Annotated in this window: 22 protein-coding genes; 17 read left to right on the forward strand and 5 right to left on the reverse strand. The window is 51.0% G+C overall.

Annotated features, from left to right (window positions below; genetic code table 11):
* Window positions 1–144: 144 nt before the first annotated feature.
* The 9 genes from soil367_RS18590 to soil367_RS18630 all read left to right on the forward strand — a co-directional run bounded on the left by soil367_RS18590 (window position 145) and on the right by soil367_RS18630 (window position 7,434).
* Window positions 145–1,821 (forward strand): DUF4942 domain-containing protein, encoded by a 1,677-nt coding sequence (locus soil367_RS18590; RefSeq protein ID WP_136550781.1) that lies wholly within the window; start codon window positions 145–147, stop codon window positions 1,819–1,821.
* A gap of 48 nt (window positions 1,822–1,869) precedes the next feature.
* Window positions 1,870–2,364, forward strand: a complete 495-nt coding sequence (locus soil367_RS18595; protein ID WP_136550782.1) for a hypothetical protein — start codon at window positions 1,870–1,872, stop codon at window positions 2,362–2,364.
* Window positions 2,364–2,654 carry a hypothetical protein gene (locus soil367_RS18600; protein WP_136550783.1) on the forward strand — a complete coding sequence of 97 codons (291 nt, stop codon included), beginning with the start codon at window positions 2,364–2,366 and terminating at the stop codon, window positions 2,652–2,654. The genes soil367_RS18595 and soil367_RS18600 overlap by 1 nt, the downstream gene beginning before the upstream one ends.
* Window positions 2,655–2,792: 138 nt before the next feature.
* Window positions 2,793–4,754: a hypothetical protein gene (locus soil367_RS18605; RefSeq protein ID WP_136550784.1), complete on the forward strand. Its 1,962-nt coding sequence runs from the start codon at window positions 2,793–2,795 to the stop codon at window positions 4,752–4,754.
* A 171-nt stretch (window positions 4,755–4,925) separates the two neighbouring features.
* A complete protein-coding gene (locus soil367_RS18610; protein ID WP_136550785.1) occupies window positions 4,926–5,468 on the forward strand; it encodes a helix-turn-helix domain-containing protein in 543 nt (180 codons plus the stop codon).
* A gap of 103 nt (window positions 5,469–5,571) precedes the next feature.
* Complete coding sequence (locus soil367_RS18615) at window positions 5,572–5,961, forward strand: hypothetical protein (protein WP_136550786.1); 390 nt, start codon at window positions 5,572–5,574, stop codon at window positions 5,959–5,961.
* Window positions 5,962–6,109: 148 nt separating this feature from the next.
* A complete protein-coding gene (locus soil367_RS18620) occupies window positions 6,110–6,604 on the forward strand; it encodes a metal-dependent hydrolase (RefSeq protein WP_136550787.1) in 495 nt (164 codons plus the stop codon).
* A gap of 18 nt (window positions 6,605–6,622) precedes the next feature.
* Entirely contained in the window at window positions 6,623–7,207 is a 585-nt protein-coding gene (locus tag soil367_RS18625; RefSeq protein WP_136550788.1) for a lytic transglycosylase domain-containing protein, read from the forward strand.
* Window positions 7,204–7,434 (forward strand): hypothetical protein, encoded by a 231-nt coding sequence (locus tag soil367_RS18630; RefSeq protein ID WP_136550789.1) that lies wholly within the window; start codon window positions 7,204–7,206, stop codon window positions 7,432–7,434. The genes soil367_RS18625 and soil367_RS18630 overlap by 4 nt, the downstream gene beginning before the upstream one ends.
* A 246-nt stretch (window positions 7,435–7,680) precedes the next feature.
* On the opposite strand, the gene soil367_RS18635 is transcribed toward soil367_RS18630, so the two are convergent.
* Window positions 7,681–8,055, reverse strand: coding sequence for a hypothetical protein (locus soil367_RS18635; RefSeq protein WP_136550790.1), 375 nt, complete (start codon window positions 8,053–8,055; stop codon window positions 7,681–7,683).
* Between the two features lie 191 nt (window positions 8,056–8,246).
* On the opposite strand from soil367_RS18635, the gene soil367_RS18885 reads away from it, so the two are divergent.
* The 7 genes from soil367_RS18885 to soil367_RS18665 all read left to right on the forward strand — a co-directional run bounded on the left by soil367_RS18885 (window position 8,247) and on the right by soil367_RS18665 (window position 14,927).
* On the forward strand, window positions 8,247–8,423 hold the full coding sequence (locus soil367_RS18885) for a hypothetical protein (RefSeq protein ID WP_172962420.1): 177 nt from the start codon (window positions 8,247–8,249) through the stop codon (window positions 8,421–8,423).
* Window positions 8,392–9,554, forward strand: a protein-coding gene (locus soil367_RS18640; RefSeq protein WP_136550791.1) for an IS3 family transposase whose coding sequence is annotated in 2 segments (ribosomal slippage) — window positions 8,392–8,647 and window positions 8,647–9,554 — 1,164 coding nt in all. Because the reading frame shifts where the segments join, the coding sequence is not laid out codon by codon here. The genes soil367_RS18885 and soil367_RS18640 overlap by 32 nt, the downstream gene beginning before the upstream one ends.
* Before the next feature lie 151 nt (window positions 9,555–9,705).
* On the forward strand, window positions 9,706–10,113 hold the full coding sequence (locus soil367_RS19245; protein ID WP_136550792.1) for a PilZ domain-containing protein: 408 nt from the start codon (window positions 9,706–9,708) through the stop codon (window positions 10,111–10,113).
* A gap of 240 nt (window positions 10,114–10,353) precedes the next feature.
* Window positions 10,354–11,175, forward strand: a complete 822-nt coding sequence (locus tag soil367_RS18650; RefSeq protein WP_136550793.1) for a ParA family protein — start codon at window positions 10,354–10,356, stop codon at window positions 11,173–11,175.
* A 30-nt stretch (window positions 11,176–11,205) separates the two neighbouring features.
* Window positions 11,206–12,411 (forward strand): ParB/RepB/Spo0J family partition protein, encoded by a 1,206-nt coding sequence (locus soil367_RS18655; protein ID WP_136550794.1) that lies wholly within the window; start codon window positions 11,206–11,208, stop codon window positions 12,409–12,411.
* A gap of 590 nt (window positions 12,412–13,001) precedes the next feature.
* Window positions 13,002–13,889 carry a replication initiation protein gene (locus tag soil367_RS18660; RefSeq protein ID WP_136550795.1) on the forward strand — a complete coding sequence of 296 codons (888 nt, stop codon included), beginning with the start codon at window positions 13,002–13,004 and terminating at the stop codon, window positions 13,887–13,889.
* Between the two features lie 90 nt (window positions 13,890–13,979).
* Entirely contained in the window at window positions 13,980–14,927 is a 948-nt protein-coding gene (locus tag soil367_RS18665) for a S49 family peptidase (protein ID WP_136550796.1), read from the forward strand.
* A 442-nt stretch (window positions 14,928–15,369) separates the two neighbouring features.
* Here the strand turns inward: soil367_RS18665 and soil367_RS19250 are convergent, their stop codons facing one another.
* From soil367_RS19250 to soil367_RS18685, 4 genes are read right to left on the reverse strand one after another with little or no spacing between them, the layout of a single operon-like run.
* Window positions 15,370–15,894, reverse strand: coding sequence for an Lcl C-terminal domain-containing protein (locus tag soil367_RS19250; RefSeq protein ID WP_136550797.1), 525 nt, complete (start codon window positions 15,892–15,894; stop codon window positions 15,370–15,372).
* On the reverse strand, window positions 15,891–17,486 hold the full coding sequence (locus soil367_RS18675; RefSeq protein WP_136550798.1) for a Calx-beta domain-containing protein: 1,596 nt from the start codon (window positions 17,484–17,486) through the stop codon (window positions 15,891–15,893). Before soil367_RS18675 ends, soil367_RS19250 begins: the two co-directional genes overlap by 4 nt.
* On the reverse strand, window positions 17,483–19,675 hold the full coding sequence (locus tag soil367_RS18680; RefSeq protein ID WP_136550799.1) for a DNA topoisomerase III: 2,193 nt from the start codon (window positions 19,673–19,675) through the stop codon (window positions 17,483–17,485). Before soil367_RS18680 ends, soil367_RS18675 begins: the two co-directional genes overlap by 4 nt.
* 12 nt (window positions 19,676–19,687) lie before the next feature.
* Window positions 19,688–20,341, reverse strand: coding sequence for a hypothetical protein (locus tag soil367_RS18685; protein WP_136550800.1), 654 nt, complete (start codon window positions 20,339–20,341; stop codon window positions 19,688–19,690).
* A 158-nt stretch (window positions 20,342–20,499) separates the two neighbouring features.
* On the opposite strand from soil367_RS18685, the gene mobH reads away from it, so the two are divergent.
* Window positions 20,500–23,553: a MobH family relaxase gene (mobH, locus tag soil367_RS18690; RefSeq protein WP_136550801.1), complete on the forward strand. Its 3,054-nt coding sequence runs from the start codon at window positions 20,500–20,502 to the stop codon at window positions 23,551–23,553.
* The last annotated feature ends 14 nt before the right edge of the window (window positions 23,554–23,567 follow it).

Consider the following 23,567-nt stretch of genomic DNA (forward strand, 5'->3'; position numbering starts at 1 on the left):
TCTGATGATGTAAGCCTTAGGTGCGATTCAGTTCGGCTGGCGCACCGCCTATTTCCTCTCTCCCCTATACGACCTGACAAGGTTGCATATCTCAGAAAGTCTTTAGTTTGTCCCTTAGAAATTCAGCTTAAAAGCGGGACAAGAATGGACCTTCAAAACTATCCGACACCACCTAGCCTCGCCCAGTTCGCGGTCAGCCTCTTCAAGAACAAGCGGTTCTCTCGAGTTCTTGAGCCTAGTGCAGGCCGGGGAGACCTCGCCGAGGCACTTAAGTCAGCCTATCGCCACCACCGTCTTCAGATCGACTGTGTTGAACTCGACTTCGAAAACCAAAGCACCCTCAGGGGTAAAGAATTCAGCATAGTTGGCCATGATTTCCTGGCCTATGCCGGCGGTCCAATCTACTCTCACATCCTCCTGAACCCGCCGTTCTCCCACGGTGACAGCCACGTCCTACACGCATGGGATTTGCTTGAAGACGGCGAAATTGTCGCAATCATTAATGCCGAGACGATCCTCAACCCTTTCAGCCAGAAACGCAGGCACCTGGTTCGATTGATTGAGGATCACGGGCACGTCAGCTACAAAAAGTACGCGTTTACGTCTAACGACACGAAGCGCAAAACGGACGTAGAAGTGGCGATTGTCTATCTCAAGAAAGAGTCTGATTTTAATACCGAGTTTTTGGGCACCCTCGAGGAAGACACTGCGGCTGATCAACTGGTTGGTGAAACTCAAAACAACGAACTGGCCCTGAACGATAAGTTCATTTCCAACCGCGTTACTGCGTTCAATTGTGCGGTACAAGCATTGAGCGAATCAGTGAACGCAGGCATACGCGCTGACCACTACGCGAGATTGCTCGGGCACTCGATATTTGACGACCTTCGATGCTCGGATGAACCTCAGGATAAGCGTGCTGACCAGTTCAATAAAGCGTACCTGCAACTGAAAGAGCGAGCCTGGTCGTCAATATTGCGGTCGACTACCGTTATCGGGCGGCTTGGCTCTTCAGCTCAGAAACGGCTCGAGGCAGAGTTTGAAAAGATCACACCTTTGGCGTTTACCGAAGCAAATATCTACGGCTTTTTGGAAGGGCTTCTCTTACAGCAGTCGGACCTTCAGGTAGAGATGATGTGTGACGTATTCGACCAGTTCAGCAAATATCATCCGAATAATCGCGTTTATTATTGCGGATGGAAATCCAACGCTAAACACAGGGTTAATGCATTCAGACTAAAAATGAATCGGTTCATTCTTCCAGCACTAAACTCTTCCTTCTACGCGAGCCATATACCGAGCTACCTCGCGTGGGACGATGAGCGGAGGTTCCACGACTTCGATAAAGTGTTCGCGATGCTGGACTGTAAGGCTGAGAACAACATCTTTGGTCTTAGAAAACTCTTCAAACAACCTGAAACGATGAAGAGGTTGGCCGCGGGCGAGCGAATAGCTTGTGATTATTTTGAGGTGCGTTTTTTCCGCAAGTCAGGAACGTTCCACCTCTTCCCGACGAACAAGGAACTAATCGAACGGCTTAACAGAGTGGTAGGTAAACATCGTGCCTGGCTCCCTGATGAGCCCGTGCCAGAGGAAAGCAGCTTCTGGCAGCAATACGCAAGCGCTGAGAAAGCCTGCCGCAATATCAAATTGACCTGGAACGATGAGTGGCAATTGAAGCATGGCACAGGCCACGCCGTTGCAGACAAACTGCGGTCTCAGTTTGAGGAAGGTCTGAGAAAGCTGGGCATCGAATATGACCCAGACAGAGCGATAGAAACGTTCGAGGCGGACTCCCTTCCCCGCCCCGAAGCGGCTTAATGCTCAGTTGACCGAAGCTCGAAACCCAAAGCTAAGAAGAAGGCGCGAATGACAAACAATCCTTACATTTTTCGACAGTACATCGACGGCGATCAGTTCAAAATGGGGTTATTCTGCAGCGATCTCAGTACGGCCTTGAACGCCGGACAGGATCGCGCATTATCGCCCTCAGATTTAGAATCACTGTACCGTGGTGTTCACTCTGAAGACGTCTCTAGAAACGATATCGGGGCCGGCGAGGACGATGCGAGTTCGCTTAGCGCCTGCTTCATCTGCTTTGCTGAATGGATGCACGCGATAGGCGAATGTCTTGGCCATGAGCCAGTCTACGGCGATAGTTCCGGCGATTATTGGGTGAGTGACGAAAGCGGGAATACACTGTCAGTCGTATCGCGCCTTAAAGATCAGCTGGTTTCAGCCCTGGCTACGGTGAATAGCGAGATTGAGAACGCGTCTGGCATCTCTCCTGTGGATGAGATTCTTCAATCCCGTAATTATTGGCGCCAGACTATTCCCGAAATGGACAGTGATAGTTTCAGATAATGAATGTGCCTTCTTCTCCCATCTCGATCGAGCTCTGGGCTTATCCGAACAACGAATACGCCGGCGGTTATGCGCCGGTGGCTGGCCTGTGCTTGGTTGCAACGGAACTAAGCCAAGACGATGACCAAATAGAATGGGCAAAGAAAACCCTGCTGAATGACCACTCTCCCTGCCTAGTGCTGATACGACAAAGCCCTATCGAACACGAGACTCATAACGACCGGCTAATCCGCTTCCAGGAAGGCGTGAACCGCAAGGCCACGGTTGGCGACCAACTCTACCTCTTCTGATAATTAGTTTTGTTTGCACGATAAAAAACCGGAACCCTTCCCTACCCTCCAATAAGACGCCAATAGAATCCTGTTATCGGGGTTGCATATCTGAAATCGGTGTAAAGATAGCCTCGAATCAACACAACAGGAGCACACATGAAAACTAGCGCAATATGGAAAGTTCTTCCTTTAGCCGCAGCCGTTGGCTTGGTTGGCTGTGGCGGATCCGGGTCCGATTCAGGGTCCACAAACGACGTAAGTATCGGCGGCGGAAACATCAACGCACCAACTGGTTCATATACGATCGCCGGTAAGGCAGCAGACGGGTATCTGGTAAAAGCTGAAGTGTGTGCGGACCTCAATGCCAACGGGCTATGTGACAAAGGTGAGCCGGCTTCTTACAGCTCAGCTGGGGGAAACTTCACTCTTGAGATTCCGGAAGGCGTTGAGGTAAAGCAAGTCCTGGTCAAAGCGGTGTCTGGCGTTACCATCGACGAAGACTTTAATGCCGAGGTTACTAAGAGCTTTTCTCTGTCCGCACCAGTTGTAGACGACACACAAGTTTTCGTTTCGCCGCTGACAACAATGGTCTTGTCAGAAATGAACGCGACAAACAGCGATGCTGCTACTGCCGCAAAAACTGTTGCTGAGCGCCTTTCAGTTGATGTCGACCCCCTCGGAGACTTCATCGAAGGCAAGAAGTCGGCCGACAAGTCTGTCCAGCTTCAATATGAAGCCCTTCACCGTATTGCACAGATCTCCGCCCAAATTTCGGCTAACGTAGAAGAGCAGCTCGCAAAGTCTGGCTCATTCTCGGCGGAAGCGATTGCCCAGGTACAACAAAGAATCGCGGAATTGGCGGGTCAAATTGCGATTTCTGTTAAGGATAGCTTCACCCAGGATAAATTTGATCCTGAGGTAATTGCCGGGAGCCCGTCGTACTCTCTAAATGACGTGTTATTTGCCATTGAAAACGGCACCTCAGAAACCCAAAGGCGGCTTCTTGGGGCTGATGTCGGGCTCAACCCGTTCCTCAGCAGTAAAGGTGAAGCATCAACTTTAGACTCCCACGAAATCTTCCTCTCCTACGATGAAGAGAACAAGAAAGTTCACTTTAGATCGTTCGAGGACAGCTATGACTCTGACGCTAGCTCACCAGAGATTCGCGTAAGCCATCGGCGTGAAATTACAGCAGTAGCATCTGGGAATTACTTCGAGCTGAGCGAAACTCCGGAGCCGTTGCGCGCATATAACGTCTGGGCAAGCACCACTGGTACGTTTGAAACTGTGCAGGCACAGGCTAATGAGCTAGGCGAGCGCTACTACTTTGAAGAGTCACCAGGAATGATCAGTGGCGCTGTTTACTCCGGTCGGGTGAAAACGGCCAGCCTTTATAAGGGGTTCTCCCTTAGATACATCGGTGAAAGCGACGTCATCTATACGCTGTTCGGAGCTGAACTGCCGCGTGATCTCTTCTCCGGTATGAACATGGGCATCTATCCGGACAGAACGTTTGCTTACTCCGGCCAGGAGCTCATCACCGAAGACTTACTGATCATGCCCTGGTCTAGCTCTGACGGGGAGGAAGTATGTGGTGCCTTCCAGGCTACAGGCAGTTGTAACCTACTCTACCCCGGCGGGCTTCCAAGCCCTGCAAAAAACATTGCAGAGATGATTGTTCCAGCTTCAGCAGGAACACCTGGCTTTGATGTCTCTAGTGATCACGGCATCGTCTCCCATGGCGACAAGACTTATGCAATGTACCTAATGGATGATAACAAGGTGCTTCTGCACCGTAGTGATCTTGAAAATAGCTTGTCTGAGATTGCTTACGGTAGCTGGGAAAAAAGAAGCGATCCTACCCTCCATGTTAAGCTGAATCTGCCGGCTGGGTTTGAAATCAAGGCAGCTCGAAATGACTTCCATGTAGGCTACCCAGCACTGGTAGAGCATGAAGGGTATGTTCGGCTCGGCTGGTTCGCGTCGGCAGGAACTAACACAGCCAATTTGTTCGGCCGGTCAGAAATGCGTGTACTGGTTAATACGCTTGCCCGTAACCGGCTAGTCTCGATCTTGGAAAAAGCTGATCTGCTTTCGCCCACGGTCATCCAGGACTAAATTTCTGGTCAATGAAATGAGCCGGGTTTGAATCCCGGCCATTTCCTTCTGTATCGCTATACCCTCCCGTCAAGTTGTCACATGACAAACACCGCAAGAATACGGTCCTTCCCTTTTCATTTCGGCGGTAGCAATGGTAGTTTTGTCACATGACAAACGAGAGTAACGCTCATGCTGATGGAAATGTACTTAGACCCTGAAGAAGCGATCAGCCATGCGAAAAGTGGCCAGAAGCTAAGTGATGCTCAGCGAGCTCACCTTATCAAGTTCCTGAGTGACGAAGGGCTAAGCAACAGTGAGATACGAGAAGCCCTGGGGATTGAGCAGCCCTATACGGTGAGCCACTTAAAACGGGCCGGCCGTCTTTCTGAGGAAGAGCTTATTCTTTGGCACAACAACCCTACCAGGATAACGCTAGGACATGTCCGTGCTGTCTCTGGGCTACCAGAGAGAAAGCGTAGTGCGATGTTGAGGGAGCTCATTGCGAGGAAAATACCTGTTCACCAGTACGAGGTCCTCGCCCGAGGTGAATCGGTACAAGATGATGTAAACATCAAGCGCTACGAAGAATTGCTATCAGAGCAATCCGGCTACCCGATCGCAATCCGGTACAACAAACGGAAAAGAATGGGATCGATAACGGTCCAGTATTTTTCTCTAGATGAGCTCGACACTATCGCATCCAAACTGGGCTTCAGGGGTGAAGACCTTTAGCGTTTCGCATGCGAAACGCTAACCCGGCACCAAATGGCGTTGAACCAGAACGGCAGCTGGCGCACTGCCAACACCGATTGGCGTCTTTTACGTTGAGACACTTATGAACTCGTTTGATCTACTGGAAATTGAGCTTGTGGCCCTAGACCTCGACAAACTTGAGCTCGACTGCAATGGCATCTCTGATCTCATATCCATTCAGCTTGAAGAACAAGGCATTCAGCACCAGCGGATGTGCGGGCTAGCCACTCACAACCGGACTGGAAAGAGAGTCTTTCCTCACTGCTGGATATTGCTGACCTCAGGCCACGTAGTGGACGTAAGACTGCGTAAATGGCTCGGTGAGGGCAACGACATACCACACGGGGTCTTTCGACCTACTAGATCGTCGATGTTGTACCAGGGCGCTGCAGACCCGCGAGAGAGGCTGTCTCAAGAAGAAATCGACGAGCTAGCGGGGATAGGTAGCGAATTCGAAGGGATCCAGATCTAGCCAGTTTTGTACGAAGCATAAAGAACGACCACACCACCCTCCTCTACTGTTTCGCATGCGAAACCCACTGTCCAAAAAAAGCCAATAACCCAGCGGTTGCATATTTTGAAGTCGAGTAACAATACCCGTAAATGAAACGGGGAAAAACATGCATCGCGCCGGACATCATATAACAGGAATGATCTCAGGCGCAGTCGTCGCTGGGATCGCCCACAATCACCTTGGCTTTCCGCTCTACGTTGCAAGCGTTGCTGTCCCAGCTGGATGGTACGGCGGTGTCTTTCCTGATGCCATTGAGAAAATTGGCAAGTTCTACTGGATTGAACATCGAACTGTGACTCACTGGGTGCCGCTTTGGATTGGCTTGCTGGTCGGTATCTTCCTTGTCGACTGGAATGCCCTGCCCTGGGGAGATCTCTGTTTTATAGGTTCACTCGGCTTTGTGGTTGGCGGCCTGACCCATCTACTTTTCGACTGGCCCAACCCTACGGGCATTCCCATCCTTACTCCTTTCCATAGACACAGCTTGAACCTTTGGAATTCCGGTCGTCTCGACGTGGTTATTGTCACGCTGTGGGCTGCTGGGGCTTACCACCTACCAACAACAGCCTGGGTTGGTGACGCGATCTCCTATGCGCTGTGAGGACCAGGGAGGCGCGTAATGAGACACGCTAGGGTTAGATCAGGAAACCTATGTGTACTAATCGCATGCGTAGTTCTGGTTGGCTTCGGCAGCAGTGAAGAAGAAGCAATCCGGGAAACTGTCATTCTGGAACTAGACATTAATCTAGAAGACAAACCCTCGCTTGTGGTTCCGCTAGTATCCCCCGAGTGGCTGAAACAAAGAATCATCAAGGTATATAAGCGGCCGCACGAGCAAGCAGGTTCTGTGGCCGAAGCGATAATAGAGGCTTCCGCAACCTTTAATATCCCTTGGCAAATATTGAGCTCGATGGTCGGGACTGAATCGTCCTTTGATCCAAAAGCACGATCGATAGTCGGAGCCATTGGCCCGTTACAAGTACGGCCCGAAATATGGGGTGAGCTTAACTATGACCTCAAAAATCCCAGAGATAACATCCTGGCCGGCGCATTCATCCTCCAATCTTACAAAGCCAGGTGCGGAGGCTGGGAATGCGCAATGGCCGCTTACAACGTCGGGATCACGAACTTCACCTTAAAGAAAAAGTTGGCTGCCCAACAAAAGTACCTGAACAAAATAGAAGAGAACGGTTTCTGGAAATGAATGAACCAAAGAGTGTATTTCAGATTTGGACGCGTGGTCAGGATGGGAAGGAAGAGGACGTTTGGGTTACGGCGACAGTTTCTGCCATTCAGAAAGTCAGCGAGTACTCCGGAACTGAGCGAATCAAGATGCGAAGTGACGTGATGCCTCGTGCCTTTGAAATCGACTATGAGTTGCCTGTCGACGAAGAGATTCTAAAGCAGAGGCTATCCCAGGTAGCGGCGTGAACGAAAAAGTGAAGGTAGTGGTCTATGACCAGAATCAGTGGAGAGTAGGGGGACGAGTTTGGTAGCTAGTTAAACCACTTTCGCAGTATAGGATTAACTTTGCTGTTTTCTTGAAACTATACCAGTCACTAAGTAGCTCTTTCACTCGGAGAGAGTCCGTTCCCGTGCTCTGCGCAAGTTCCAGCGACAGCCTGTCAGCAACCTCAATAAGATCGGCAGCTAATTTTTTTCGTAATTCGGTCTTACTCATTTAAAACAGGCCTCCTCGCTCATAGCAAAAGAATTCTTGTTATCACACCTAAAGCCCACATTGTTCACCCTGGTGGATTCTTCGAATCTAAGGTCAGGGAACCATTGGGCCTGAGTATCAAAATCATCAATCGATCCTGCCTGTCCTCCTGTGAGAGTCTCCACTGAATTCATCGCTTTTGACCTGAACTCTTCTGGCAATAGTTCTTTCCAGCTTGCACTGGCTTGTTCACTCTCGAGACGTTCATTGGCCGAGCTTAGCTGTACACCGGACCATTCACTGATCTGGCTCTTGAATGAACCAGGAATGGCTTCTGCGATATAAGGAGCTGCGAAATAGCCGAGAATGACAATCATGATTATGCGTAGCATGAGGTTGGCTCCAGTTAGTCTTAGCGCAAGATTACACGTACAGAGGAGTATCATTCTCAGAGTTACGGCATGAAAAACTGAAATTGCGGCAAGGGCCGGCTGTGCTGTTAAGAAAAAAGCTCAAACCCCCGGGGGAGGGCAGGGCGTGAGTGGCAAAATCGTCAGGGTCAACTCACGAAAAGGAAGGAATTATGAGAGGACTAGTTAGCACTACTGTTCGAGGCAAGAGTCTGACGCTGAACCTGTACCAGGCATGCCTCCCTTTGATCTGTAGTGGTTCAATGATTCCGGACACCAACGTAGGTGGTAATATCGCCACCATAAACGAGGTGTCTGATGACCAGAAAGCGACGATCTTTTTCTCCTGAGTTCAAACAGGAAGCAGCCAGCTTGGTGCTGGATCAAGGTTACACGATTCCCCAGGCGGGCGTGTCTCTGGGAATTGGTGAAAGCGCTATCCGGCGCTGGGTTAATCAGCTGGCCGAGGAGCGTGACGGTGTCACCCCGAGGGGTAAAGCTTTAACCCCGGAGCAGCGCCGTATTCAGGAGCTGGAAGCCCGCTGTAAACGCCTTGAGCAGGAGAAAGACATACTAAAAAAGGCTACCGCTCTCTTGATGTCGGACGACATGAATCGTACGCGCTGATAGACCAGTTGAGTGAGCGAATGCCTGTTGAAATGGTCTGCACTGCGTTCGATATCAGCCGTTCCAGCTACTACGAATACCGCCAACGGCGGAACCATGTGGATGTTGAGCGTCTGGCCCTAAAGGCCCAGGTAAACCGCCTGTTTACCAAGAGCCGCAGCTCTGCCGGCAGCCGGACAATAAAGGGTTTACTCAGCGAAGAAGGCATTGTTGTCGGGCGCTTCAAGGTTCGACGTCTGATGAGCGAGTTGGGGCTGATCTGTAAGCAGCCAGGCCCTCACGCATATAAGCAGGCTACCGTTGAGCGACCGGATATCCCGAATCACCTGAATCGTGAGTTTGCGGTAGAGCAGCCCGACCAGGTCTGGTGTGGTGATATTACTTATATCTGGAGCGGCCAGCGATGGAGCTATCTGGCGGTGGTACTGGATCTATACGCCCGGCGAGTCGTTGGCTGGGCAATGTCATCCAGTCCGGATGCGGACCTGGCTGTAAAAGCTCTGGATCACGCCTGGGAACAGCGTGGTCAGCCAGAGAAAGTCATGTTTCACTCGGATCAGGGAAGTCAGTATGCCAGTCGCAAGTTCCGTCAGAGGCTCTGGCGCTATCGAATGACCCAAAGCATGAGCCGGCGTGGCAACTGCTGGGACAATGCTCCGATGGAGAGGCTGTTCCGAAGTCTGAAATCTGAGTGGGTACCGGCCCTGGGATATCGGAATCTGCCTGAGGCCCAAAAAGATGTGGGTGGCTACTTGATGGACTACTACAACCGGCAAAGACCTCATACGTTCAACGGTGGCATTTCTCCCGTTGCGGCTGAGGAAAACCTTAAAATACTGTCCGGGATTAGTTGACCACTACAATCAACCTGAGTGTGATGATTGGGATCTCGTTCTTAGTGATCCCGCTGCTTGTTCTTGCCTCTTTAATGCTGATCTCTACGTCTGCTTATTTAGCTGCTATTCCAGAGGCTTTCTCGATCATTGAGCTCATGGTGAGGTTCTAATGGCAGTCTTACCGTTAACCTCACACGAAGCACAACGGCGGGCTGTGCGTTACTCAGCAGATCATCTGCTAGCAAGGATCAGCGACCCTCGGACTCAGGCACAAGCCACGAGCGTTGACCACGCCCCAGGTTCGCCGGTGACTTTGATCGATATAAGTGAGGCAGGAGCATCGTTTATTTATCCCCAGAAGTTAGCACGGGGTCAAATAATCCATATCGACATATTGGGAGAGCAAACGCAGGCACGCCGGATTAGTGCAGAGGTGAGAAATGTTCAAGCACTGACTCCGAAGATCGTTAGGGTAGGGGTAGCGTTCACCCTTGGAGAGGATGATGTAACGCGACACCATCTCAACGGGCTCATTCAGTATGCGAGCCTGAAAGGCATTTCTAAGGCAAACTGGTAATTGTTCTGACCTTACAATCCTGCGCCTAACTATCTGATTTTCGTCCCTCCCCCGCGTTTCGCATGCGAAACGATTTCGGCGACAGCTATTCAAATCTTCCTTCTCTACTACCAGGGTAAAGCGTTTCGCATGCGAAACACTAACCTCTCTGGCTCGTCAAAAACTTCCGTCCGTCACTGGACATAACCACCTTAGCTTGTAAAATACCTTCAACAGCCGCCAGTGAAGGACAGACAAGACATGTCAACACCAATAATCGCGTTCGCTAACCATAAAGGTGGCACTGGGAAAAGCACGATTACGCTCCAAACCGCCTATTACTTGGCTCAGCGAGCAGGTATTCCAGAAGGCAAAAAGATTCTGGTGGTAGATTTTGACCCGCAAGGCAACACTTCCACGCGCTTGACCAGGCTAGATGATCTGGAGGAGTTGGGTGGGACCCGGACTGCCGATCTATTTAATCCCGATCTAGAAGAAGTTACTCCGGTGATGACCCAGAGTGGCGCCGATCTTATCTATAGCCTGAAAAACGATTTGGATCTTGATGATATTGAGCTCGAAGACCTGGCTGTTTTTCAGCATCCTCAAGTTCATATTCGCCGCCTGGCTCAAACTGGAAAATACGCAGCGATCTTACTGGATTGCCCGCCGGCAAGATCTCGTAAGCTCATCGCAGCATTAACGGCCGCGACTCATGTCATTGTTCCAGTTGAGGTGAGTGGTTTTGCGCGAGATGGCCTTGAAGGCTTGATTCGTTCTATTGAGATCGCTCGTCAAATCAACGATGACATCCAGCTCACTGGGGTGATTATCAATAAATACTCCTCAAGAAGTGACCGCCATCGTAGAGAGAAAGGTCGGTTAGAGGACGCGTTAGGCGATTTGTTGCTGCCTCAGAATATCTCTTTCCGAACACCAATTGACGAAGCGAACTGCGAGGCAATACCGATCTGGGCAATGGCGAAAGGCTCAGCACGGACAGCTGCCAAAGAAGTAAAGTTGGTTTGCGAAGAGATAATCCGCAGAACCGGCATAAAGCTGGTGAAAAAGTCTCGGAAATAAATACCTATAGCACTGACAAGCGAGTTGACCATGAAGAGCAAGACGGCTCCCAAAAACGAGAAACCTACGTTTGGAAATTTGGGCGTTCTAAAAGAACGAGTAGCCAACATCCAGACAAAAAAGGACCCCGGCGCCGAGAGCGACAAGATACTGTGGGTTGAAGCCGATGAGTGCTACTCGGAAAAACAGGTCCGGAAAAAGTTCAACGAAGAAAGCATTGATGAGCTCGGGAAGTCCATGGAAGACCATGGTCAAGATCACCCGGTGCGGGTCCACCCTAAAGACAGCAAGGGATACAGGATCATCAAAGGGGAAAGACGCTGGAGGGCCGCTAAGAAGCGGAAACTCAAACTGGCGATATGGGTAGATCAAAGCTCTCCATCAGAAGCCGGAATCCTTATCGGACAGATTGTAGAGAATGATCAACGTGAAGACATAGCGCCGCTGGAGCGTGCTGAGGGTTACAGAGCAATAAAGGAACTCACAGAGAAAGAGACAGGCAAATCAATTCAGCTTGGGGAACTCTCTGAAATTCTTTCTCGATCAAAATCAGTCGTGTCGAAGTACCTCGCACTGCTCACAATGCCTGAAGAGATTCAGGAACTGGCTGAAACTCGGATTGTCAGTGACGTCGAAACACTGAGAGCTCTCCACAAGATCCACGAACTGGACCCAGATCGATGCGCCAAACTCTGCGCGAGCATTATTGAAGATGGGGGGATTACTCGAAAATACGCTGAAGCGTATCTGAAGAGTCTCAAGCAGGAGATAGCCGACAAGAATAAGCCATCAAATCAAAGTAGTCAGCCTGCGCTCGGCAACCGGGAACAAGAGGCCGAACGCGAGCACCAGCAAGATCTCAAGGGATCCGGTCTGGATGAAGAGGGGCTGCACGCGCAAAATGATGGTCAAGAGAGCCTGGAAACGGGAGATCCACTGGAAGGGGAGGGCGCCATGCCCGAACCGCCGAAGGATGTTCCTATGCCAGCTGCCAAACTCAGCGATAGTGGCAGCTCAATCAAGGATGACAAAACCGGCTTTAATCGACGCCCTCTTGATCAGGTGGTCTACCTGGTCAGCTTCGTTTTAGAAAATCGTCAGATGTTCGGGTCGATTAAACTTGGTCTCCACACTGACAACCAGGATGAGGTAGTCGTTCGGGTTGGAGAAGAATCCGGCAAAGAGAGGCTGATAGCGATTATGGCGGAAGAATTAACCGTCATTGGGATACGGTAGGGCCGGCCCGGAGAGTTAAGAGCAACAATGTGCTCTAACTCTCCGGGCCGGCTAACAAGCGTCCTATACCATGCGATACTGGGACAGTTCTAACTGTGGAGTGAATGCCTGTCTTTTTGTCGTTTGGAGCTCGAATACTGGTTAACTGTGGAGTAAATGCCTGCCCATAGGACAAATCCGCAGAGTTACCAGCACAATTAACGCTAAAAATGACCATTAACTGAGCTGATCGGTTATAAAAAAGGGAAAACCAGGCATTTGCTCCACACTTACAAGCTTTTGCTCCACACATACAGGCATCTACTCCACTGCTACAGGCAATCGCTCCACACTTAACAGGCATTTCCACCACCAGTCACAAGCTTTTGCTCCACTGTAAGAGGGCTTTTGCTCCACCTCAACTGGGCAATAGCACCACAGTTCGCAAGCTTTTACTCTACAGTTGGCAGGCAAATGCACCACAGTAAGAAAATCTATACTGTTGAAATGAAAAGGGAAAATGAAGCTTTGCGGAGACGGTTTTGACCGGTAAAGTAAAGAGAAAATATATAAAGTCTGTAAAGGTTTAAAGGCAGGGCAGAGACTTTCTTATGAAGGAAAGCGAAAGGAAGCTAATTGTTAAGAAGTCCAACGAGCTGATCGATGCCGGCTTTGAGCTGACTCTAAATGAGTCCCGGATCATTCTGTATTGTGTGTCCCAAATCCTTCCAAAGCAACCGATCAAGGCTGACGAAATGTACTTCGTCCACGCCAAGGCGTTTAGTGAGCTGTTTCACCTCGACCTGGCTGGGGTCTACAAGACCCTGAAAAAGGCTATGCTCAAGCTGGGAGAGCGCTGGGCAACGGTTACCGACAAGAATGGGGACCCAAAGGAAATCCGCTGGATTATTACTCGGCAGTACTTCGAGAACCAGGGCGTTCTGGGACTCCAGTTTCATCCGGATATGCTTCCCTACATCTCTGAGCTGAAGAAGCACTTCACCCAATACGATATCAAGTTCATCAGCAGGATGAGCAGCGCTTATGGCATACCTATCTATGAGCTATTAACGAAGCGTAGAGACCTGAAAAAACAGTCATTTTCCATTGACGCTCTTAAACAGAAGCTAAAACTAGAAGGCCGTTATCCTGCATGGAGAGACTTTAAACGATACGTACTTGAGCCGGCTATTCGAGATCTCAACAATGAGTATGGCGAATTTAAGGCTTCGTACGAGACCATCAAGGAAGGCAGAGCTATCACAGCAGTGACCTTCAAATACGAGCCGCGCCGGAAATCACTGCCTCTATGGGATAGAGAAGGGAATCCTGCAGTTGAGAAACCCAAGAAATCCTGGGAAGAGTATGGCTACCGCTCAGATTCTGAGTACCGTGAAGCCCTTGAACTGGCGAAGAGATACGACTTCGACGTAAATAACGTCAGCGAATTTCTTAAGGCACGCGTTCAGGCACAACGCGATCGTAAGCACTCAAGATGAGTTACAGATAAAAAAAGCGCGGAACCCCCAGAGAGTCTCGATGGGCCGCGTTTAAGCTTAGGGCCAGACTAGTTACCAGAGCCCCGAGAGATGTCACCAGAGACTTCAGTCAACCCGTTCGAGACCCTTTCAAAAGAGCTGATGCGTGACTTACGCGCAGACAAACGGAAGTCCTTCCTGTTCCGGATCCTCACCTGGACTTACATCGTCATCACCACAATCGCTACATTTGGCCTTTTTTACGGTGGCTCGAGTAGTGATATCCCAGGCAAAGAAGATCCCCATGTTGGTGTCATTGATGTTTTCGGACCAATCCAGAGGAAGGGTGGAGTTGCTGCCAACCCAGTGATCGAAGCGTTGCACAATGCTTTCCAGAACGAGCACACCACCAGCGTTCTACTCGATATGGATTCGCCCGGAGGTAGCGCCGTTCAGAGCGACCTCGTCTACCGCGAAATCGTTCGGTTAAGGGACAAGTTTCCAGATAAACCTGTAATTGCGGTAGTCGGCGATGTCTGCGCTTCAGGCTGTTATTACATAGCCAGCGCAGCTGATGAGATTGTGATCAACCGCTTATCGATGATCGGTAGCATCGGGGTCCGTATGGATGGTTTCGGCTTCACTGGCCTCATGGACAAGCTTGGTGTTGAGAGGAGAATCCTGACCGCGGGCGAGAACAAAATCATTTCTGACCCTTACAGTACTGTGCGCCCCGAGATTAACGCGCATCTGACCGAGCATGTACTCCTCAAAACCCACAATGTGTTTATCGATGCCGTTAAGACTGGCCGGGGAGAGCGCCTTCATGAAGACCCGGCACTTTTTAGCGGGCTTGTGTGGGTGGGTCACGAAGCGATCGAGAAGGGCCTTGCTGACCGTATCGGTAGCGTGAGTTCCGTAGCTCGGGAACTTGCAGAAGAAGGGAACCAAGTGAATTACTCGATTCGTCAGCCCCGGATTCTCGACTGGTTCACCGGCGCAGCCGCGGCTGTTAAGCAGGAGTTAGTAAATTCTGATCTTCGACTGTCTCTTCTTTGAGAAAGGCTTAGCTCCAGGAGCAGCGAACAAAGCTATGGATACAATTACTAGCTTGTGCCCTGATTGACATCTTGAGGGTAGCGACAACGACGTGGCTACCCTACACCTTCCCTTTAGCGTCTCGCTTGAACGGCTCTCTGAACGCCGCAAGGGCGCCCCAGCTATGTCTAACCCCCTGCAACTCACCCTAAGCCATAATCTCGTCCTTACCACTTGCAGCGCCTCTCGCAAACATCCCAGGGAGGATGACGAAAATAATCCGTAGAGCTCGAGCTGATGAATCTGAAACTGGTCAAAAAGATATCCACAGAAAATGTGGAAAAAGGGACCGAATTAGAAGAAACGACCCTATAAATCATCGCTCTAGAAATTGGATAAATTTTAGGCAATAAAAAACCCCGCATCTTACGATAACGGGGCTGTGGTACTACTGAATCAATACTTACCGGTCCCGTACCAACCTGACAAACCGGCCCGAGCTTACATCTGGGGTTAGGTCTGAGCCATCAACGAAATAGATGCTCCGTGCCTTTTTCCCGCTCCTAGAATCAGGCGTCGAAGACCAGTATGTGGCACTTGGCGTATCTGGAAACGCAGCCAGGTTGATCGCTGGACTATGGCATTGGTATTCCACCAAAGAACCGAGCTCTTTGATGTTCGGGAGCCGCCAATTACTGTGGCCGGCTATTCCGCCTGCATTATTCAGTACCCGGGCCTCCTGCAGAGCCTGTTCCCATGACAAACTCTTGGCAGATCCACTGCACGCCCCTTCGTTGTAGGTCTGTCCCATTGAGCACATTGACCACATTAAGCCGGTCTCAGCGTCAGTCACTGTAGCGTCACCATGAACCACATAGCGTTCTGTCTTTGCTGTGGGCTGTATAGAGTCGTACTTGCATACCTGAGCATAGACGGTCGACGAAAGGCATAAGGTCACTGCACAGGCCAGGAATGATCGGTATATCATTTTGAATTTCCTTCTGCGCTGCGAACAAGACGAATACGTTGACGATCATTCTTCTGGCAGAGCTGGATAGCACCAACTGCAGCGTCTACACACCAAGCCGATGCGTCATTATCTGCTGAGGGAGTCGACGAGTAGTAAGCGACACCATCGACCGCTCCATAGTTTGAGAAGAAAGCTGAATCCGGCGTGGTTACTGCTGAATCGCTGGAATAACTGTAGATCGATCGCAGTTCCGTAGCTGCGGGAAGACGCCAGTCATCGAAACCGCACAGCCCGCGTGTGTTGGCCTCCTCGATATAGCTTGAGGTCCGGCAATACACGTTATTACGCCGTTCGTCGTCGGCGAGATAAGCGCAGGTCTGGCCTAGCGGAGCGCGTCTATCGAGCCTGTTTGACTCAAGTGGCGCACCTTTATTTCCGCCATTAATGGAGTCATCCTCAACGTACCAGGTATAGGTATAGCTGGCCGAACGCCAGATCGTCATATCTGGTTCTGACGCTTGCTCTTTGTTCTCCCAAACGAGGCCAGTGACATTGTCACGCGTACACTGCCAGGATGTGGCTGAGCCAGGGAGCGGATTGCCGTGGTTGTCCAGCTTGGTGAAAGAAAACCCTGCATGACCATCTGTTTGGTCTGGTTCTGACGAATCTCGACCAAAAGAGGCGTCCTGCCCTGGCGCAGTTCCCGGTTCGGCTCCCAAGCCATAGCTGAACCCATCAGAGAAACTGGTCACGCCAGTGTCGTTGAGCGCAATATCTCCAGCAATAGTCAAGGTATGACTGGCCGGTAAGTCACCAGCTGATGGCTTCGCATTCGTGGCAGATTCGATGCCGAGAATAACGGTCTCTCCGCCTTCAGGAATGGCGTCTCCGATAATTTCGATGTCGAGGGTTTCGGAGAGTGAGCCGGCCGGAATCGTCACCGTTGATATCTCGCTCATCGAGAAGTCATCACCCTCTGTAGCTGTCCCCTCCAGGTTGAGAAGAATATCAGTGTCGAAACCGCTGACGTTATCAAGCGCGATCGTTACATTGGCGTACCGGACAGTTTCGGCCACAGTCTGTTCGGCTGTGGTGAAGTATACCTGGGGCTGTTCGTCGTCATTGGTAATCGAGACCCGGGCAGTGCGGCCGCGGTTACCTAATCTGCCATTTTTCGGTGAAGACAACTCAACCTCGAACCACTCATCGTCTTCCAGCGCCTGATCCGCGATGATATCGAGCGCGATTTCCTGCCGACGACTTCCAGGGGGGAAAACAACGGAAACCTGCTCACTGCGGTAGTCTGAGCCTGAAGTAGCGGTCCCATCTTTGGTTACTAAGGTAACGCTTACTTCTTCGTCAGAGCTATCAGATAGATTAATGCGAAGCTGGACATTTGATACCCCAGAGTTGCCTTCCCGAATTTTTGCCTCGTCGACGCTGATCTCTGGAGTAATCGAACTCTCACTACCAGAGCCTGAGCTGTTTTTAGATGTGGAGGAAGAATCGTCACCACTATCACTACCACCACAGCCGGTTACGACAGCAAAGCTGGTGGCCATTGCCAAGCAAAGTAACGTCCGCTTAAACGGTTCTTGAGCTGATATCATGAGTATTCCTTCGTCTTCGTCCTTTTACGTGTCGCAACGGGTTTGGTGCCTTTGCATTCGGGGTACCTGGTGCAGCCCCAGAAGGCGTCTGCTTTCTTGCCGTCTTTGGGTTTACCTTGCCGCTTCATCATTGTTGTGCCGCACTGTGGGCAATCTGGGGCATTCCTCGGTGGTTTAGCCACGATTGCCGGGTCGACGGGCTTACCACGGCTGTCTTTGAAGGTTTTGTCACAAGCGCGGTTTTGGCAGCCCCAGAAAAAGCCGTTCTTTCCTTTGATGCGTTTCATGGGGCCCCCACAGGTGAAACAGGGGAAGGTGACCGGCGCCAGTGATTTAAGCTGGTTTCCAGCCTCGCTGGAGATGAGTTCAGCGGATCGCTGCTTTATCTGAATGACGAGCTTCGACAACCATCCCTCAAGCTGCCTGATAAAAACGCTGAGCTGCTGCTCTCCAGAAGCGATCTTTTCGAGCTCCTGCTCCCATGCCGCGGTCATGCCAGGGGAGGAAATGATATGAGGCACCAGACTTATAACGGCACGCCCTTTATCTGTGGCTTTGATGACGCGTTTTTCTCGTTTGATGTACCCCTTGGTCAGAGCGCCCTCGATGATGCCGGCGCGAGTTGCTTCCGTTCCGAGGCCGGCTGTTTCTTTAAGGATCTTTTTGAACTTAGGTTCGTCAACAAAGCGGGCAACGTTTTTCATTGCCGCAAGAAGCGTGGCCTCTGTGAAATGCGGGGCAGGGCGGGTCATCTTGTCGGCAAGATCCGCAATGTCGACCTGGGCAGGCTCGCCCGTATTCAGCGGTGGTAAGAGCTGCTGATTTTCCTTCTCACCGTCCTCTTCATCATCGCGATCGTCGAATAAAACCTTCCATCCCTGTGCTGTCGGGACGCGGCCGCTAGTTAGAAATGTTTGCTCGCGACAAACGACAACCACATCGGTTTGCTGATATTCATAGGGTGCGTAGAACTGAGCAATGTAACGTCGGCGAATGATGTCGTAGAGGTTCCGTTCCTTATCTGACATGCGAGAGATGTCGCACTTGGTCCGGGTTGGAATTATTGCGTGGTGGGCCTGAACCTTTTTATCGTTAAAAGCCCGGGCTTTTCTGTCTGGATCAGCACCGGCCACTAATCCGGAAATAGAGTCATCCGAAAGGATCATTGCCTGAAATATCTGCCGGACATCCCCTCTTTGGGATTCAGGAAGGTAATCACTATCTGTTCTTGGGTAGGTGGTAGCCTTATGCGTCTCATACAGACTTTGAGCGGTGTCTAGCACCTCTTGAGCTGTGTAGCCCCATTTCTTAGACGCGTAGAGTTGAAGGTTGCTCAGGCTGAACGGCAGCGGAGCCGAGGATTTATGATCTTTTGTCTCTGCCTTGGCTATGACGCCCCTCTGACCTCGGACATCATTGAGCACCTGTTCAGCAAAGGCTTTGTTGATACAGCGCCCTTCTGAATCACAGACCTCTTCCGGCGGCTGCCACTTTGCCTTGAAGCTACCACGTTGAACCTGAATCCCAGCTGTAAGCTCATAGTAGGGCTCAGGTACAAAGTTATCGATCGACTTATCCCGTGCGACCACCAGACCGACCAGAGGAGTGATGACACGGCCAATATGGAAGGTTTCCCTAATTCCAGCCTGGCCGGCGATAACGGTAAACAGTCGAGAAAAGTTCATGCCTACCAGCCAGTCAGCTCGAGTTCGAGCCTGACCTGCATGGAAGAGAGGTCGTGTCTGGTAGTCATCGAGAGTGTTTCTGAGGGCTTCCTGGATAGAGATTTCATCCAGTGAAGTCAGAGGTACACGCTTAATTGCACCGGCGAAGCGAAATCTCTCCAACAGATCGCGGGCAATGGTCTCGCCTTCGCGGTCATAGTCAGTCGCGATATAGACCACGCTAGCTTTGTTTATGAGCTGCTGAATCACCTTGTACTGCTTTGCACCGCTCTTTTTGACCTTTGATTTCCACGTACCGGGAATAATGGGGAGGGATTCGATCTTCCATGCCTTTAAAGCGGGGTCGTAATCATCGGGCATAAATTGCTCAAGAAGGTGCCCAAAAGCCCAGGTGACCACGTTCTGGCCGCCGTCCGTAAAGAATCCATCCTTACGGTTACCAATACCCAACACTGCCGCGAGATCTTTAGCCTGAGAAGGCTTTTCACATAGGTAGACGTTCATCGTTACCCCCCGTTAAGTGCTTTGCTTACAGCGGGCAGAAACGGCTTTCTCGCCAACCTGACGTACCGAGAACTTATCTTGGTTGGATAGCTCTTCTGAGCTGCAAAACCGGCTCACAAGGCCATCATCGAGCTCCAGATCAGGGATCCTGCACGAGTCCTTAAACGAGCTCGGCATTTGCTCGAGTGATACTGAAAGCATCTGGCCCCAGTCATCAGAAGACATTTCCGCGCCGCCGCCGCAAAACCGCTTCCACAGGGCCATGTCGTAATGACTCAGGCGTTCGGCCGAATCTGATGACTCAATCTGAGCGATGATATTCATCGCTTTATCGAGCGTTTCATCCTCTATTTGCGAAGGGGCAGGATGCCCTGAGAGAAGGTCCGCAACCTTTCTTAAGGTTTCGCGGTTCCTTTCCTGCTCGCTCACATATTGGTCCGCAGCTGGTCGCCGATCGCCAAGTATGTGAATAGCCCCTGGCATAAGCACTGCCGCACCCCCAAGGCCTTTATTGCCAAAGGTGGTTGTTTCGATGCTATGGATGTAAGAACGGTTGTCCGATTCGAATACGGTGACTCGCTCGGTAATTACTTGGTTAGGAGTACTAGAGCATCCTGCTAATACGGCGGCGCCAAGTAGGACTAACAGCGTTTTCTGTGCCGTCATGGAGACCTCACTATGGGAGAAATTTTGACGACGACAGTTTATTGGGCGGGGCCGATGAACATCCGGAGCGTTAGGACGCAAAAAAACCCGTAACCCTACCCTTTGCCTTTAAAACGCTGTGAGAGCATGCGATCAGTAAAATAACTGGTCCCGTTCTTATGCTTAATAAAATACGAAACATTTTTGGCGGAGCAACGGCGCCAGGGCAGGCTCTACCGAGAGAACTGCCCTCGGCAGATTCCTGCTCACTCAGTCTGCTTAGAAAACCAAAAACAGCTGTGCCGAAAGAGTGGGACACGATTGAGGTATACCCCCCGGTTGCACGCAGCATCATCGCGGAGCCGATCGACGGAATTTTGTACCGAAATCGAGAGCGCATACTCCAGATAAACGAAGCACTGGGCCTACCTGACGACGATTTCGACCGTTTGCTGATGCCCGTTATCCGTAACTTCGCTAGTTTTGTGCATTTGCTACCTGCTTCTGAAAACCATCACCACAGGGGAAGCGGCGGGGCACTCAAACACTGTCTGGAAGTGGCGTTCTGGTCAGCGCGAGCCGCGGAAGACGTTATCTTCTGCTTGAACGGCGATCCTTCTACCAGGCGAAAAGTTGAACCTCTCTGGCGGGCAGCAACTTGTATTGCTGGATTGCTGCATGACGCTGGCAAACCTATTGCTGATGTTGAGGTAAGGGATGAGGAGGGGAATCAGTGGCACCCGCTTGAGACCCACCTATATGACTGGTTAAGAAAGAACCGCATTAATCGGTATTACCTGGAATGGAGGGAAGGCCGGTACAAGCGACATGAAACATTTACGCAACGTGCTTTCGATCGCATTGTGCCGTCCGAGATCATCACTCATCTGATGGCCCATGACCGAAACATCGTTTATCGGATATCAGATGCCTACTACGGCCTTGATGATGGCAACCATATCGCGAAGATCGTTGCCTGGGCTGACCATGAATCCACGCGGCGTGATGTAGCTCAAGATGTAGAGCTAAGAACTGGTTCCGACTTCAACTACGGTATCCCGGTACACCGCCACTTGTTCAGCGCTGCTCGCCGTCTTATCAGTTCAGGCAAATGGAAGGTCAACGAGCCAGGCGCTAAGGTCTGGCATTGTTCCGAAGGCACATTCCTTGTCTGGAAGCATGCGCTCCCTGAGTTAATTGAGGAGGTCAAAAAGGAGGTTGGGGTAAACCTGCGCAATGAGCCGGACGAGATAGCGGATGAAATGGTTCAGCGGAACATGGCCAAGCCCAAGTACATCGATGGCCAGGAGCCAGATTCGGACGATGAGCTGGGTGCCTATTATCTGTACTGGGTCATTACACCAAAGGTTTTGACTGAGGGCCGGGACCCGGAAAGTGTCAAACTTACAGTACTGAAGCTCGATACGGCCGACCGACTGTTCGCGAATGAACAACCAGCAGAGGCGGAAATTAGGATCTGGTCAACCAATCAGGATGGCCAGGTCATCTCCGCACAAGAGGGTTTACCCGAGGGGACCCTCACGGTTGGAAGTGCCATAGTTGACGGTTCAACAGGCGAAATTTTGAATGCTTCCAGTGCCCGCGCTCAGGCGGAGCCAGAAACTACTGCAGCGGAAGTAGAGAATGCTTCCAATACAGCAAGCCCTGCTGCTCCCGAAGCTCCGATATCAAATCAAATCAAAGAAGAGTTTCCGGATACCAATACCGCACCTGATTCAGCCGCAGAGGTAGCTGAACCTATACAGGCCATGCCCACGGGTGACCGGATGAGCCCACTCGATCGGATGCTCGCTGGTGGATCCTACACTCCGGCTCCATCTAAGGTGAGTTCGAAGAAGAAGAATAAGAATAAATCTGGCAAACCCCCTTCCCAAAAGCCCATCAGTGAGCTTCCAAAGACAAGTGGAGAAACATCAGAACCCGAGGCTGAGGTAACGCGCCCAGAAGATGTGATAAGCAGTTTGCAATCGATCGGCGACGATATCGACTTCCCATTCGGAGGCGGGGATGAAGATATTTCGTTGCCAGAACAGCCATGTTCAGCAGGAAATGAGGAAGAGCATGGGTATGGTGAAAGCGCTGAAACTCTTTCCGCGGGAAAAGACAACGGCGAGCAGGGCCCTGCGGCTACACCGACCGATAATGCTGTTGAGTTAACTTCCGCGAATGAAATTACGGGTTCTGAGCTGCGGCCGGCAAAGATTGAGAATGCGCCTGTTACGGTTGAAGAGGTCGAGACTCGAGCCAAGAATGTATCTGACTGTGACGAAGCTTCAGCCGATAAGGCCCTGGTCAACCCGGGCAAACAGAAGCATTCGAAAACTGTGGTTATTGGGAAGCACCGGAAGAAATCGGGAGTCTCCACCGCAAAGCTTTTACACGTCCCAACGGCGGCTGATCCAGAAGCCTCGTATCACCAGTTCATCAAGGACAATCACGCGGCCGGAAGAATCATAGAGAAACTGGTCGCCTCCGTGATTGAGCAGGGAGAGGTTCTGGGCAGCCGATGGTTCATATTCGAAAGCCGCGTCACTATCGCTTATCCCTTTGCGTTTGAGGGAGGCGAAACTAAGCCACTGGATGCACTGGCGGAGTTAGAAAAACATGGGCTGCTTTACCTGAACCCCACCAATCCCATGCGCAAGGTCATAGAGTTTGACGGCATTAACGCTATCGCGCTGGCTAGAAGGCCCTCATCGATTATTACCGCTTATCTGGTCTCTAAAGAGAAAAGCATAGACCCCCACTTTGTCGCCCCAAGCCCGGATCTAAGGCTGGTACGAAAGAAGAAAAAAATAGATCTGATGCCCCAGGCAGAGAAAAACGAGCAACCCGAAAAGTTCGGACGCGAAAAACCCCACAACACCCGGAAAGAAAAAAGGCCGGCGCCTGATAATAAAACCTCTCCGCTCGATCCAGAGAAAAAGAGCCAAACAGAAAGCCGAAAGGAAGTGGGAATCAGGCTTTCGAAAGAACTGGTGGAGCAAATGCTTGTGGGTGAGGGCGGTTGGCTAATTGGCTTTAAGAAAACTGATGACGCTATATCTGTCTCTGATCGCGTTGTTGATCGAATTGCACTGGATGAGCCGATGGCCTCAAAAAGACTGCTGAAGCAATACTTTTGGCTCGCGGCAGATGCCAAAGGTTACCACTGGGATTTCTCAGGAAACCTGCTGACGCTAAAAAGACGCGATAAGGAACAAGTAGAGTGAAATACGACGCTCAT

The sequence above is a fragment of the Hydrocarboniclastica marina genome (assembly GCF_004851605.1).
GTDB classification, from domain to species: domain Bacteria; phylum Pseudomonadota; class Gammaproteobacteria; order Pseudomonadales; family Oleiphilaceae; genus Hydrocarboniclastica; species Hydrocarboniclastica marina.